The organism is Hellea balneolensis DSM 19091, from assembly GCF_000428525.1.
Classification (GTDB): Bacteria; Pseudomonadota; Alphaproteobacteria; order Caulobacterales; family Maricaulaceae; genus Hellea; species Hellea balneolensis.
Genome location: NZ_AUAC01000011.1, coordinates 1 through 13,516 on the forward strand (window position 1 = coordinate 1; position 13,516 = coordinate 13,516).

The 13,516-nt window shown below is 48.4% G+C and carries 14 protein-coding genes; 4 read left to right on the forward strand and 10 right to left on the reverse strand.

The annotated features are described in order from the left end of the window. Positions 1 to 331 precede the first annotated feature (331 nt). The 3 genes from F569_RS19150 to F569_RS19160 all read left to right on the forward strand — a co-directional run bounded on the left by F569_RS19150 (position 332) and on the right by F569_RS19160 (position 2,268). Entirely contained in the window at positions 332 to 910 is a 579-nt protein-coding gene (locus F569_RS19150) for a pilus assembly protein N-terminal domain-containing protein (RefSeq protein ID WP_051279924.1), read from the forward strand. Between the two features lie 90 nt (positions 911 to 1,000). Continuing rightward, the gene (locus tag F569_RS19155) at positions 1,001 to 1,591 is read left to right on the forward strand and encodes a TadE/TadG family type IV pilus assembly protein (RefSeq protein ID WP_051279925.1); all 591 of its coding nucleotides are present in this window, start codon (positions 1,001 to 1,003) and stop codon (positions 1,589 to 1,591) included. A gap of 17 nt (positions 1,592 to 1,608) precedes the next feature. After that, entirely contained in the window at positions 1,609 to 2,268 is a 660-nt protein-coding gene (locus tag F569_RS19160; RefSeq protein ID WP_051279926.1) for a TadE/TadG family type IV pilus assembly protein, read from the forward strand. Positions 2,269 to 2,289: 21 nt separating this feature from the next. Here F569_RS19160 and F569_RS19165 read toward each other — a convergent pair whose 3' ends face one another. From F569_RS19165 to F569_RS0114355, 10 genes are all read right to left on the reverse strand, one after another. After that, complete coding sequence (locus F569_RS19165) at positions 2,290 to 3,069, reverse strand: tyrosine-protein phosphatase (protein WP_026942760.1); 780 nt, start codon at positions 3,067 to 3,069, stop codon at positions 2,290 to 2,292. Positions 3,070 to 3,155: 86 nt separating this feature from the next. Next, the gene (locus F569_RS0114315) at positions 3,156 to 4,193 is read right to left on the reverse strand and encodes a ribonucleotide-diphosphate reductase subunit beta (protein ID WP_026942761.1); all 1,038 of its coding nucleotides are present in this window, start codon (positions 4,191 to 4,193) and stop codon (positions 3,156 to 3,158) included. Between the two features lie 201 nt (positions 4,194 to 4,394). Next, positions 4,395 to 5,063: a COQ9 family protein gene (locus tag F569_RS0114320; protein WP_026942762.1), complete on the reverse strand. Its 669-nt coding sequence runs from the start codon at positions 5,061 to 5,063 to the stop codon at positions 4,395 to 4,397. Positions 5,064 to 5,098: 35 nt separating this feature from the next. Then, the gene (locus F569_RS0114325; protein ID WP_026942763.1) at positions 5,099 to 6,577 is read right to left on the reverse strand and encodes an ABC transporter permease; all 1,479 of its coding nucleotides are present in this window, start codon (positions 6,575 to 6,577) and stop codon (positions 5,099 to 5,101) included. Continuing rightward, entirely contained in the window at positions 6,574 to 7,524 is a 951-nt protein-coding gene (locus tag F569_RS0114330) for an ABC transporter ATP-binding protein (RefSeq protein ID WP_026942764.1), read from the reverse strand. Before F569_RS0114330 ends, F569_RS0114325 begins: the two co-directional genes overlap by 4 nt. 55 nt (positions 7,525 to 7,579) lie before the next feature. Continuing rightward, complete coding sequence (locus F569_RS0114335) at positions 7,580 to 8,398, reverse strand: alpha/beta hydrolase (RefSeq protein ID WP_026942765.1); 819 nt, start codon at positions 8,396 to 8,398, stop codon at positions 7,580 to 7,582. Positions 8,399 to 8,494: 96 nt separating this feature from the next. Next, positions 8,495 to 9,904: an NAD(P)(+) transhydrogenase (Re/Si-specific) subunit beta gene (locus F569_RS0114340; RefSeq protein WP_026942766.1), complete on the reverse strand. Its 1,410-nt coding sequence runs from the start codon at positions 9,902 to 9,904 to the stop codon at positions 8,495 to 8,497. Further along, positions 9,905 to 10,261, reverse strand: coding sequence for a proton-translocating transhydrogenase family protein (locus F569_RS0114345; RefSeq protein WP_051279927.1), 357 nt, complete (start codon positions 10,259 to 10,261; stop codon positions 9,905 to 9,907). Positions 10,262 to 10,265: 4 nt separating this feature from the next. Then, positions 10,266 to 11,411, reverse strand: coding sequence for a Re/Si-specific NAD(P)(+) transhydrogenase subunit alpha (locus F569_RS0114350; protein ID WP_026942768.1), 1,146 nt, complete (start codon positions 11,409 to 11,411; stop codon positions 10,266 to 10,268). Positions 11,412 to 11,538: 127 nt separating this feature from the next. Then, complete coding sequence (locus tag F569_RS0114355) at positions 11,539 to 11,841, reverse strand: aa3-type cytochrome c oxidase subunit IV (RefSeq protein WP_026942769.1); 303 nt, start codon at positions 11,839 to 11,841, stop codon at positions 11,539 to 11,541. A 216-nt stretch (positions 11,842 to 12,057) separates the two neighbouring features. On the opposite strand from F569_RS0114355, the gene F569_RS0114360 reads away from it, so the two are divergent. After that, positions 12,058 to 13,506 (forward strand): sigma-54-dependent transcriptional regulator, encoded by a 1,449-nt coding sequence (locus F569_RS0114360; protein WP_026942770.1) that lies wholly within the window; start codon positions 12,058 to 12,060, stop codon positions 13,504 to 13,506. Positions 13,507 to 13,516 lie beyond the last annotated feature (10 nt).

Here is a 13,516-nt window from a genome sequence, read left to right on the forward strand (position 1 = left end):
TGTTGCACCGGATTCGTCTTTAATAAAACGAGTAACTAAATTTTGCATAACTGACTCCCACGTATGCTAGTCTAAATTTGAGGATTATTCCTCGTAGTCGCAGGGTGTTTCCCTGTTAAGAGTTTTTATAGAGAGCCTGAATTACCATCCGTTTAAATAACGTGGTAAACTTAAAGTAAAAGTCATTTTGATTTTTATGCTTCAAACGCCGATAATATTAAAGCGTATATATAAAGTAATTAAACGCGCTAAATCGGCAATATTCAGCTGTTTTGTAAACCCTTCGTTCACCACATTCCCCTAAACCAAACAAAATACTGGAGTATGTCCGATGAAATTTGCGTCGTTAAAAGCTTTTTTAGCCCTGAGTGCTGTGGCATTTACACCATTAGTTGCGCATGCAGGCGCGGGCGGACATTACAGTGTTGAACTTAATAAAACAGAGGTCGTTTACCTTCCCGCGAGCGCAGGGGCCGTGGTGATCGGAAATCCAGAAATCGCGGATGTATCCATACACTCAGCCAACACTATTTTTGTGGTAGGCCGAGGCTATGGTGAAACAAATTTAGTCGTCCTTGATGCAGCAGGTCAGAAAATCATGGATGCTGATATACAGGTCGTCAATAATCTTCCAGCGCATGGTGTAAGAGTTTATAATGGCGGTGAACGAGAGACTTATAGTTGCTCTCCATATTGCCAGCCTGCTCCTGTGCTAGGCGATACGCGTGAATTCATCGCCTCCAATCAAGGCGGAGGCACGGCGATCAACAATAACGTTGCGACAAGCGCTCCTACACAATCCTTTACATCAGGTCCCACTTCGCCGTCACCATCCGCTATGCCAACTCAAACCAGTTTAAGCGGCGGGCCATCAGGACCTCCCGCTGGTATCGCTCCTCCAGGTATGTAGATATATTAACTGAATATTAACGATTTTTCTTCTCGAAAAATTAATGCCCTTCTCCCTATCATACTGAGCTTGTGGATATGGGAATTAAATATGAAACGTTTAAGATATAGGGCACTCAAGCGAGCAAGACGCTTTTTTGGTAATCGTGAGGGCACGGCAGCTATCGAGTTTGCCATACTTGCGATCCCATTTTTTATGCTTCTTTTTGCAATCCTAGAGCTCGCGATTGTCTTCTTTATTAATTCCACACTTAACCACTCTGTGAGCGAAGCAGGTCGTCAGATCAGAACTGGGAACTTCCAAGCCTGCGGAACGCAAGATAACTTTAAAAAACTGGTCTGCAATAATATGCGCGGCCTTGGGAACTGCGAAAAGCGGCTTCGTATAGATGTTGTGAGCGGAAGTAACTTTGGAAGTATTACGCTCCCGGATCCCCCTAAGCCCCCAGAAAAAGATCCGTCTGATCCAAGCTCTACAGATGACGTCCCGAATGGTGATTGGGTCAATACAGGCGCAAATGCACCCGTCGTTATTAGAGGGCTTTATTATCACAAATTAGTCCTACCCCCTCAATTAACGCGTCTTGAGAACGTACAAGGATCAGGCATCAGGCTCCTAAACTCCACAACGGCCTTTAAAAATGAACCCTTTCCAGCGCCTGGCGCTTGCCCTGTGACATAATGAGTACGGAGCCTATTATGACCCGAAAAAAACACAAATCACTTAAGACACGTCTATTGGCATCTTTGCCCTCTAAGTTTTTAAAAAACAAAGACGGTATCGCTGCGATTGAATTTGCCTTTATCGCCCCCGTCATGCTTTTCATGTATTTCGGAATGGCTGAAGTTGCGACAGCCATATCTGTTGATCGGCAGGTTTCGCATTCAGCAAATGTGGCTGGAGACCTGGCAACTCAATCAGAAACAGTTTCTGTTGACGAGATGTCAGAAATCATGACGGCGACCATGATGACAATGGGGATCCCCTCAAGTAAACAAAATAAGGTCAAGATTGAGATCTCAAGCTACGCAAGAGCGTCTGATGACAGCATTATACAAAAAGGCCGGGCGACGCTGAATGGCCCTTTCCCTTCAACATTTGATGCCAGTAAATTAGATACACGTATTCTCAGCAGCACATCAGGAATTGTTGTGGCTAGGGTTATCTATGGCTATGAGCCCTTGAAACTGCGTTACATGCAATCTGATATCGATTTGAAGGAGACCTTCATGTTAAAGCCGCGAAAGTCAGCCAATGTTGACATTGAGGATAATAGCGGTGGAACACCCTCAAATAATTATAGCTGTGTATTCTCGGGCGGGAAACCAAGCTGCTCTGCAAATGGCAATGTCAGCTAAACCGACTTTTACGAATAACAACTATTCTAAATAAGCCGCTTTCAAAGCGGCTTTTTCTTTTTCTGTTATACCAAGATGATCGGAGATATAGCTTTCCATATCTTCAATAGCCGCCAGAGAACTTTGCAGGTAAGCCTCCTCAACGCCAAACATGGGTCTTATCGCTTCAGGGTCAATGGAGCGGCCGTAACGTTGCGTAAACATCTGCGCGGCGGGTTTCAAAAACTGGTCTATATCCACTGCTGTCATTGTGAGCATAAAATCTTCATAAATAGTATTCTCATCAACCCCCAAAGCCCCTTTAATCACAGCGCATAGCGTACCTGTTCGATCTTTACCTGCTGCACAATGCACCAATATTGGGTCACCTGTCTCAGCCATATGGCGAAGCGTATCCCCAAAAATCCGTTTAAAGCCCTCATCATGTGGCCGAGCCCCATAGGAACCCAGCATATAATTCCGAGCATCTTCGGGCTTATGCAAATCATGTTTCATAAAGGCTTCGTGCGGCGCTATCTTTCCGCTCTCACCATCTTTGGGATCGGAATATGATAACCTGCGCGGCGACTGTTTGTCAGACCATTGTGTTGGCTGACGCTCGCGCTCAGGCGCGTGGCGAAGGTCAACGATCAAGCCTATATCAAGGGCGGCCAAACGTTCTTTATCTGTTTCATTCGTGTTATTTAGATGAGCGGAGCGGTAGAGCTTATTTGCCTTTATTTTACGGCCATCTACTGTGGCATATCCCCCAAAGTCACGGAAATTGTAAATGCCATCGAATTTTTTTATACGGTTATCCATTAGGAGGCTATAGCACAGCCTCCAAGCATGGATATAAAAAAGGGCACCCTGCTTCAGGATGCCCTCTAAGCATAAAATATTTAGCTCTAGCTGAGAAGTGTCTCAGCAGGTTTGCGGCTTTGCATTTGTTCAAACTTACCCCAAACGCCATCATCCCCATGCCATTTTCCTTCGGTCGCGCCTTTGGAATATTCCGTTGCGCGCGCTTCAAAGAAATTAGCATGCTCAACGCCATTTAGAATTTCAGTCAGCCAAGGCAGCGGATGATGCTTAATGCCATAAACAGCCGGCAAGCCGAGCTGACCCAGACGCCAATCGGCGATATAGCGAATATAGCGCTTAATATCTTCGGAAGTCATGCCTTCAACCGGACCCATCTCAAAAGCCAGATCGATAAACTTATCTTCTAGCTTCACCACCGTTTGACAACAATCAACGATGTCGTCTTTGACAGATTGTGTAAGTGCCCCTGTTTCTGCGGCAAATGTATGGAACATTTTGATCATACCTTCACAGTGAAGACTCTCATCACGTATAGACCAGGTTACGATTTGCCCCATGCCTTTCATCTTATTCAGGCGCGGGAAATTCATCAGCATCGCAAATGAGGCAAAAAGCTGTAATCCTTCGGTGAAACCGCCAAAGACGGCCATGGACGTTAAAATATCTTTCTCGCTATCCACACCGAACTTACCAAGATAGTCATGCTTAGCGGCCATCTCTTCATATTCCATGAAGGCGCCGAATTCTGAATCGGGCATACCGATCGTCTCTAATAGAAGCGCATAAGCCGCAATGTGGATAGTCTCCATATTAGAGAACGCGGCCAGCATCATCCGTACTTCGACAGGCTTAAAGAGCGGCATGTAATTTTCCATATAGTTTCCGCCTACCTCGACATCGGATTGGGTGAAAAAACGGAAAATTTGGGTCAGCAAGTTACGCTCATTATCATTCAGATTTGTCGCCCAGTCTTTACAGTCCTCACCGAGAGGTACTTCTTCAGGCATCCAGTGAACTTGTTGTTGCTTTTTCCAAAAGTCAAAAGCCCAAGGATAACGAAACGGCTTATAGCTGTGGCTGGGAATCAAAAGTCCTGATTTTGATTGCTTAATAAAGTCCATTTTTCCCATGATAATCCCTCTCAAGGCCCGAATCAGCCCGTAAAATCTTAATGTCAGTGAAAATCAACCATATATAGGTTACTGATTTGCTAAAGCTACAATATGTAGTGTCATGATTTCTGCAAGAGCTTTTTTGGCTTAAGTCTCAGATTTTTCTTAAGCCAAGCTTTTATAAAGACTTAGCTTCGAATTTATTCAAGCTCAACCACGGCGGCGGCGGTTTTTGCGCCCCCCATAGCGCAGAACTCCCAATATCTCTGCCGGGTTTGGCACATTGGCCGTGCGTTTTTTGAAATTCAACTTGGCTTTTTCAAAGCTCATAACATTTGCGATTCTGTCATCGAGAAATTTACGCGCTTTTGGCTTTTGAGGCTCTTCATCAGAGAGCCATACTGTAAGGGTCGAGGCAATAACACCTGCGAGTATTGTGCGTTTGGAATAATAGTTACCATCCGTACTCGTGTCACCAATGGCGCGCCAAATCGTATCTGCCGCAGACCAAAGCTGGCGCGGCCCCTGCCCTAACGAGCCCGGTAATGTCAGTCGTGATAACGCCCGGCGAGCCGCTTCTTCATGAGGCCCAATGGCGTACATGGCGGCTAAAACACCCGCTGTAACTTTATCACGAATTTTCATCTCAGACTGGTCAAGCTCGGCCAGACTAGATTCGATGTTCTTATTCATCTGCTCTGACCAAAACCGAATGACCTCGAGCGGGCCATCAGGAAAATAGAGCTCCTCTGCGCCTTTGGGTAGATCCGTATTTTTAACAGCGGCGCGAAGGCTCTTTTGCGTCCACCCGTCAAAGGCGGCTTTGGGCAACATGGCGTTAAGGATATCTACGCGGGCTTTATAAGAAGCATCATTCATAAGCGCTCTATAGCGCAAAATGCCTAGACTGTCTTCTATGTTACCTTGCGGCGTAATATCTTCCGCTTAAACCAATCTGTAGCGACCTTAACACCTGCGCCGGACAAAACGCCAAAACGGAAGATACGGCCCGAGAGCAGGATAACACCCAACGTCGTCACAGCCAATAAAGCCACTGAGGCTATAAGGTGCCAAAGCGGCGGATCCGAAGGCAGTCGCATTAGCATTGCAAAGGGCGAAGAAAGCGGGAACCAGCTGGCAAAAATCAGTAGCGGGCTATCGGGTGTTGTCAGTCCAATTGGCACGATGAAAACCGCGCCCATCAGGACAAACATAATCGGCGTGGTGAGCGTCTGCGCATCTTGCATAGACTCGGCCAGCGCGCCGAGCGCGATAAAGAGTGAGCCGTAAAAGATATATCCCAAGACCAAAAATATAGTGAAGAAGATAATCATCTTTGGTGAAAAGGCCGTAATCAACCCCTGCGCCACATCGGACGGCCCCATTATGATAGCCCCGATAACCCCGACAATACCCATAATGATATAGGGCAGAATTGCTGTGAGCGTCAGTAAGGCCACACCTAAAAGCTTACCTAGAATGATTTCAGAAAACCGCGTTGTTGCGAGCATCATTTCCAATAGCTTATTCATCTTTTCTTCGAGCATTGAGGTCAGAAGCATATAGGCCCCGGAAAAGACCGTCATCCAGAGCATCATGGATAATGCAAAGGCGACAAGATAAGGGATGCGGTCTTTTGAGCCGACCTTCTGGCCTTCACCGTCAGCCGTTGCTTTCTTCGTCGGATCGAATGCCTCGATTTTTATACGGCTCTCACGCGCGGCTTCATAACCCTCGCGGTCTAGTCCCGCTGATCCCAAATAATTATCAACGGATACATCGCGAAAATAGGACTTAGCCAAATCGCGCACAGGGTTATCCGTCACATTAGGCGACCAATAATCCGCGGTCAGCTCACCGTCATTATAGATGTGCAGCACACCATTTAACTTCACATCTTTACCCTCAAATGAGGCCATTTTATCACCGCGCATATAAGATTTCAGCTCTTCTAAATCGCGTGATGGTGGATCAATAAACACAAGCTTGGAATCCAAGGCTTTCATACGACTTGTTGACCCCGGCATTTTGGTTTCAAGGTAGACTTTGCCCTCATCAATGCCTTGCGTATCTATAATGTCTTCGAGTTCTTCGGCGTCCTGCTCATTCAAGACAGTTCCGCCAAGTCCGTTGAGGATACCAGCCATCAGCTCTTCTTGCTTATCCGCTTCGGATTGCAATATCGCGGCGGAATGAGATCCGGTCTGGTCCAATATGGTTTCATAGCGCGTTGGCGAGACGCTAAAGCCAGCCAGGTTGATCGCAATGACAATCGCGCCAATGACGAAGGGCAGAAAGAATGAAATCCAAAACCCCCATGTCTTTACATAGCCGAGATAATCTCGGCGAGCGATGAGATAGGTCCGGCGTAAATTTAAAGCTGGCATTTTCATGAGGCGACCTCCGCGTCTTCCAATTCCATGGTCGCGAGCAAATCTTTTCCGACCATGGCTACAAAAGCTTCATGGAGTGTGGCTTGCTTGGGTTCAAAACGTGTCAGGTTTATTTTCTGTTTCACGCAACGTTCCAACACATCTTGACTCTTAGCATCGTCTTTCAAAATTAAATCCAACGCCCCATCTTCACGGGTCTCAAGAGACTTGGCAAAAGGCGTAATGCTGTCTTTATAGCCCTCAGTGTCAGACCCAATGATCATACGCCGCGGCGCTTTGGCCAAAGCCTCTTCTGTTGGGCCGTCAAACACTTTGCGCCCACCTGCCATTAAGATGATACGGTCGCAAAGACGCTCGGCATGCTCCATCACATGAGTTGAGAAAATTACTGTACTGTCGCGCTCTGCAATCTCGCGCACCATGGACTCTAATACTTGTTGGTTCACAGGGTCGAGGCCTGAAAAGGGTTCATCCAGAATGTAAAATTCAGGATCATGGGCAATGGCGGAAAGTAGCTGAACCTTTTGCGCCATACCCTTGGACATGTCTTTATTCTTTTTGCGCTTGGCTTCGGACAAGCCATATTTATCAAGCATTTCATCAGCAAGCATAAAAGCTTGTTTACCCTTCATCCCGTTAAGCCGCGCCATATGCGCAATAGATTCGCGCGCCGTTTGCTTTTTATAAAGCCCGCGCTCTTCGGGAAGAAAACCAATACGGCCAAAGGCGCTTTCATCACCAGGCTCTCCGCCAAAGAGTTCTACATGCCCCTCATCAGGCTTAATAAGGCCTAACGCCATGCGAAGCGTCGTCGTCTTCCCGGCCCCGTTCGGGCCCAGAAAACCAATAATTTCGCCGGGATTGACGGTAAAGCTGACATCATCGACAGCCATCTTTCCGCCAAAGCGTTTCGTAACATTATGAACTGAGAGTGGTGAATTTAGCATAATAACGATATGGCGTGGTTCTTATCGTTTTTCAATATGTAATGCGAATCTAGGTTTATTTTTCCCTCAAGGCCTCAAGAACTATCTCTCTGCCGCCTAGGAACCAGAGATTGGTGTGCTGTCCGCCCTCTATGATGTGTGCCGATTTCGGGCCATCATATCCCTCATAAAGCTTCTGGCCTTGCGAAAGCGGAATGATACGATCTGCTGTTCCGTGAATCCAGATAAGCGGCACATCCAAACCCGATAAGGCTTTATCAGACTCAAACTTATCTTTCATCAAAAGCGAGACAGGCAACCACGGCACTTGCTTCCGCCCCATATCGAGCACAGAATTAAATGGCGCGTCCATAACAAGCAGAGTGGGCTTATGTTTAGCGGCTAATTGCGCCGCAATGCCCGAGCCGAGTGACGTCCCATAAAAAATGATATTTTTCGGCGTGTGACCTTGCGCAATCAGATAATCATATTGCACAATGGCGGCTGTCACGATGCCACTTTGTGTGGGCTTGCCTTGGCTCCCAGGATAGCCTGGGTAACCCACAGACCAAACGCCATGCCCTTCGGATATCATATCCCGAAATATATCATGATTAGAATATACGGCTGACCCATTGCCGTGAAACACCATAAAGACTTTACCATCAGGGTCAGATGGCGGTGCGTACCACCCCATAACGCGACCCGTGTCGCCAAGACGCAATTCCACCTCCGTCATGTCCTGTACACCTACTGCCGTTGGCGTCAGATAAATATTGGGCGGAAAATAGAGTAGCTTACGCTGCAACGCAAAGATGGCCGCCGCCGCAATAAGGTAAATCGTTAGAGCGACGAGGAGGATGAGTTTTAGCGTTTTCATTTCTTTTCTTGTCATCACCGCACCTGTTGCGGTGATCCATGTGATATGGATGCAACACGCATAGCTCTTACATGGATTACCCGAACAGGTCGGGCAATGACAGAGTATGTGCTACAAAGATTTAATAACTTCTTCGACAAGCTTTTTCGCGTCTGACAAAAGCATCATTGTCTTATCTTCATAGAAGAGATCATTATCAATGCCGGCATATCCGGGAGACAATGAGCGTTTCACAAAGAGCACCGTCGCCGCTTTATCAACATCTAGAATCGGCATGCCAGCAATCGGGCTTTGCGGATCTGTTTTCGCCGCTGGGTTGGTCACGTCATTCGCGCCAATCACAAAGGCCACGTCTGCATTAGCAAATTCTGAATTGATATCTTCGAGCTCAAACACTTCGTCATAAGGCACATTCGCTTCGGCGAGGAGGACGTTCATATGGCCTGGCATCCGGCCCGCAACGGGATGAATAGCATAGACAACATCGACGCCTTCTTCTTTGAGCTTATCCGCCATTTCGCGCACGGCATGTTGGGCTTGGGCCACCGCAAGACCGTAACCCGGCACGATGATAACTTTGGAGGCGTTCTTCATTATAAAGGCTGCATCTTCGGCAGAGCCGCGCTTAACGGGGCGCTGTTCTTTATCTCCTGCTGCCGCCGCTGCGCCGTCCGCGCCAAAGCCGCCTAGAATGACCGAGATAAAGCTGCGGTTCATCGCCTTACACATTATATAAGAGAGAATAGCTCCAGATGAGCCGACCAATGCACCCGTTACGATGAGGGCCAGATTGCCAAGCGTGAAGCCGAGAGCCGCCGCCGCCCAACCTGAATAAGAGTTCAGCATAGAGACCACGACAGGCATATCCGCACCGCCGATTGGGATAATCAGCAAGAAACCTATAACGAATGTCAGGCCAAGCAATATCCAGAGCAGCATCGGGTCAGACCCGCCCGATTTCATCAGCATGCCAATCACCGCCGCAATAGCGAGAGCAAGAACGATATTAATGAGATGCCTTGCAGGTAGCATAATCGGCGCGCCTGACATATTCCCATTAAGTTTTGCAAAGGCAATCACAGAGCCCGAAAACGTAATCGCGCCAATACCTGCGCCGAGGGCAAGCTCGAGCAAGCTAAAAGGTTTAATCCCGTCAGCCGTCATAATGCCGAAACTGTCGGGACTGAAGAAAGCTGCCACGGCGACAAGCACCGCCGCAAGACCCACCAGTGAGTGAAAGGCTGCCACAAGTTGCGGCATATCCGTCATCGGAATTTTCTTAGCGATTAAAGCGCCTAAAATACCGCCAACAGCCAAGCCGCCGCCTGCGAGGAGTAAGCCTTTACCACCAAGACCCGCCACCAGAACTGTGGTCACAATCGCAATGGCAATACCAATCATGCCAAACATATTCCCGCGCCGCGAAGACTCAGGAGAGGACAAGCCGCGAAGGGCCAGAATAAAGAGAACCGCAGAAACTGTATAAAGAACAGCGGCGAGGTTAGCTGAAAGTTGTGGCATCTACTTGGCCTCCACTTTCTTAGGCGCGGGCTTTTCTTTTTTCTTATACATAGCGAGCATGCGCTGCGTGACGAGGAAGCCGCCAAAGATGTTAACCGCGCAAAGGGCAACGGCGAGAACGCCTGTCCATGTCGAGAGCGAAGACCCGCCTTGCGTGCCAGCCGCAACCGCAATCAGCGCGCCGACGATAATCACAGAGGAAATCGCATTGGTCACAGCCATAAGCGGCGTGTGAAGCGCAGGCGTGACTGACCAGACAACGTAATAGCCCACGAAAATCGCAAGCACAAAAATTGTGAATTGGAAAATAAACGGGGAAACGGCTGTGCCGCCCGCCATGATGAGTGCAGCTATCATAATCTTAGCCCTTTAGTCTTTCATGTACCACTTCGCCGTCGCGGGTAAGCGCGCAGCCTTGGATGATTTCGTCGTCCCAATCGGGCGCGTAGGATCCATCTTCGGCGGTCACGAGCGGCAGAAAGTTTTTGATATTTCGCGCAAACATATTTGACGCATCAGACGCCATACGGCTCGGCCAATTGAGCAGGCCTACAATTTTCACGCCGTTTTTAGTCTCAACGATTTTACCTGCGACGGCTCCCTCGACATTTCCGCCGCGTTCCGCTGCGAGGTCCACTAGCACTGAGCCCGGACGCATAGTGTCGAGCATCTTCTTTGTCACCAAAACAGGGGCCGCCCGTCCGGGGATGAGCGCCGTGGTAATCACAATGTCTTGCTTGGCGATATGTGAGGCGGTGAGTTCCGCTTGGAGCTTTTGATATTCCGCTGACATTTGCTTGGCATATCCGCCCGCCGTCTCAGCTGCTTTAAATTCGTCATTTTCAACCGCGATGAATTTCGCGCCAAGAGAGGCGACTTGCTCTTTGGTTGCGGGGCGCACATCTGTCGCTGTGGTCACAGCGCCGAGGCGCCTTGCCGTCGCAATCGCTTGAAGACCTGCAACACCCACGCCCATGATAAAGCATTTCGCCGGTGCCACGGTGCCAGCCGCCGTCATCATCATTGGCATGGCGCGGCCATAAATGCCAGCGCCTTCAATAACGGCGCGGTAGCCCGAAAGATTAGATTGCGAGGAGAGAATATCCATGCTCTGAGCACGGGAGATACGCGGAATATATTCCAACGCAAAAGCCGTCACGCCTGCCTTGGCACAAGCTGCTGCGTATTTAGGATTGTCAGTAGGCTTCATCAGACCCGTAATGCCTGCGCCTTTTTTAAGGCCTGCAACAAATTTGGCGTCACGGCCCGTAATGGACATAACCAAATCAGCGCTTTTGGCGGCGGCAGCGTTGGTCGCCGAAATCGAAGCGCCAGCCGCCTTGTAATCAACATCTGAAAAATTAGCGGCTATGCCTGCGCCTTTTACAACCGTGACTGCATGACCGGAGTCAACGTAAGATTTAACCGTACCGGGCGTCGCGCTGACGCGGCCTTCAGCATTATCTCCGCCCTTAGCATCCGCATCGTTTAAAACAGTAATTTTCAATGTCCCAGACCTCTATTGTAAGGTTTTGATACCAAAACAGAATGTCTTTGGGCATCCCGTTATCAGCGGGCGGCTTATAGGTAAATTTTTTCTCCAAGCAAAGGTTTTTAGAAAAAATATATCTATTCTAGCCATGGAAGGCTGCAATAATCGCAGATGAGATCGCCAACAAAACTGCAGAACCAATGAGGCTAGCATACCACCGGCCATTAAGCTTAAAGCCTATCCCCAAAATAACACCAAGAATTAAAGTCGTGACCAAGGCCGCTGGCCATCCCATATTTACACCAAATATCAATGTCGGAAAAATAACAATCAACGCTAAGGCTGCACCGCCATAGACAGTTGTGCCCATAAAGCCACCAAATGTTTTCTTATGTCCGTCAACAGCCATTGTGCCGCGTTCGTAATCAGAATTTCCTGCTGCCATGATAAAGTCCCTTTAGGCTCAAATAGTATTTCTGCTGCCCTTATCATGCCGCTCTGTCCCCATCAATAGGGCAAGCTTCCATGAGATAAGATAAATGCGAATGCCAAGCCCCTCTTCATTACATCTTAACCCTGTTCCCTAACCTCGTTTTCACCTTTTTGTCCCATATTGTAACGCTAAGAGCTGGGAAGACCCAGCCGTTTAAAGGTGAACATAATGGGTAAAACGGTCCTCATCGTCGACGATGATCCGACTCAACGCCGCTTGCTTCAAGCGGTTATTGAGAAAAGCGGGTTTTCAACACTTCAAGCTGATAATGGCGATACAGCCCTTAATATGGCGCTCGGCGCTGATGGCGCGAATATCCATGTCATGATGCTCGATCTTGTGATGCCAGGTCGCGATGGCATGGAAACGCTTGAAGAATTGCAAGCCAAACGCCCTGAACTCCCTGTTATCGTTCTAACGGGCAAAGGCTCGATTGAGACCGTTGTAAAGGCGATGAAAATGGGTGCGCGGGATTTTGTGGTTAAACCCGCCTCACCTGAACGTATTATCGTCTCTATTCGCAATGCACTGGAGATGAAAACGCTCGTCGGCGAAGTTAAACGCCTTAAGAAAACGACTGATGGCGGCCTGACATTTGATGATCTTATCGGCAATGCAGGTTCTATGCGCCCCGTAGTCGCCATGGGTGAACGTGGCGCAAAAGCCAATATACCTATTCTTATCACAGGGGAGTCCGGCGTCGGTAAAGAAGTTATTGCGCGGGCCATTCAAGGGGCTTCAGAGCGCTCAGATAAACCTTTTATCACCGTCAATTGCGGTGCAATACCTGAGACCCTTGTTGAATCAATCTTATTTGGTCATGAAAAAGGCTCTTTTACAGGCGCAAACTCCAAACATTTGGGTAAATTCCAGGAAGCGCACACGGGAACTTTGTTTCTCGATGAAGTCGGTGAGCTGCCCTTGGATATGCAGGTCAAATTACTGCGCGTTCTGCAAGAAGGCGAAGTTGACCCCATTGGCTCTAAACGCACGGTTCCCGTTGATGTCCGGATTGTATCGGCAACCAATCGTGATTTGGCCGAAGCCGTCAAAGCTGGAACATTCCGTGAGGACTTATATTACCGCTTAAATGTCTTTCCTATCGCCGTGCCTCCGCTTCGCGAGCGCCGTGAAGACGTGCCGGCTCTTCTCGATCACTTCATCAAGCGCTTCAATGCTCAAGAGCAAATGAACGTAAGCGGAGCGGATAATGACACGATTGAGCTTTTAAAAAATTATGAGTGGAAGGGTAATGTGCGTCAGCTAGAGAATACCATCTTCCGAGCAATGATCTTATCAGACGGTCACAAATTAAAACCGCATGATTTTCCTCAAATTTCAGGTCTTGCCCCGGCCATGCCTGGCAAAGCCGAAGATGCTTTGTCATCCTTGGTTGAAAAGCCTGATACACAAGAGGATTTGGCTATTACCTTCTTGGACCGCGAAGGGCATTTGCGGACACTTGAGGATATAGAACGCGATCTCATCCAATTCGCCATAGAAAATTATTCTGGGCACATGTCCGAAGTGGCTCGCCGCCTCGGCATTGGCCGTTCAACACTTTATCGCAAAGTCCGCGAGCATGAGCTCGATGTGGACACAGCAAAATCAGCTTAAAATTGGTGGG

What these genes read in the sequence shown, in the direction of transcription:
- F569_RS19150 (WP_051279924.1), top strand. Translation starts at nt 332, where the DNA reads ATGAAATTTGCGTCGTTAAAAGCTTTTTTAGCCCTGAGTGCTGTGGCA.
- F569_RS19155 (WP_051279925.1), top strand. Translation starts at nt 1,001, where the DNA reads ATGAAACGTTTAAGATATAGGGCACTCAAGCGAGCAAGACGCTTTTTT.
- F569_RS19160 (WP_051279926.1), top strand. Translation starts at nt 1,609, where the DNA reads ATGACCCGAAAAAAACACAAATCACTTAAGACACGTCTATTGGCATCT.
- F569_RS19165 (WP_026942760.1), bottom strand. Translation starts at nt 3,069, where the DNA reads ATGGATAACCGTATAAAAAAATTCGATGGCATTTACAATTTCCGTGAC.
- F569_RS0114315 (WP_026942761.1), bottom strand. Translation starts at nt 4,193, where the DNA reads ATGGACTTTATTAAGCAATCAAAATCAGGACTTTTGATTCCCAGCCAC.
- F569_RS0114320 (WP_026942762.1), bottom strand. Translation starts at nt 5,063, where the DNA reads ATGAATGATGCTTCTTATAAAGCCCGCGTAGATATCCTTAACGCCATG.
- F569_RS0114325 (WP_026942763.1), bottom strand. Translation starts at nt 6,577, where the DNA reads ATGAAAATGCCAGCTTTAAATTTACGCCGGACCTATCTCATCGCTCGC.
- F569_RS0114330 (WP_026942764.1), bottom strand. Translation starts at nt 7,524, where the DNA reads ATGCTAAATTCACCACTCTCAGTTCATAATGTTACGAAACGCTTTGGC.
- F569_RS0114335 (WP_026942765.1), bottom strand. Translation starts at nt 8,398, where the DNA reads ATGACAAGAAAAGAAATGAAAACGCTAAAACTCATCCTCCTCGTCGCT.
- F569_RS0114340 (WP_026942766.1), bottom strand. Translation starts at nt 9,904, where the DNA reads ATGCCACAACTTTCAGCTAACCTCGCCGCTGTTCTTTATACAGTTTCT.
- F569_RS0114345 (WP_051279927.1), bottom strand. Translation starts at nt 10,261, where the DNA reads ATGATAGCTGCACTCATCATGGCGGGCGGCACAGCCGTTTCCCCGTTT.
- F569_RS0114355 (WP_026942769.1), bottom strand. Translation starts at nt 11,841, where the DNA reads ATGGCAGCAGGAAATTCTGATTACGAACGCGGCACAATGGCTGTTGAC.
- F569_RS0114360 (WP_026942770.1), top strand. Translation starts at nt 12,058, where the DNA reads ATGGGTAAAACGGTCCTCATCGTCGACGATGATCCGACTCAACGCCGC.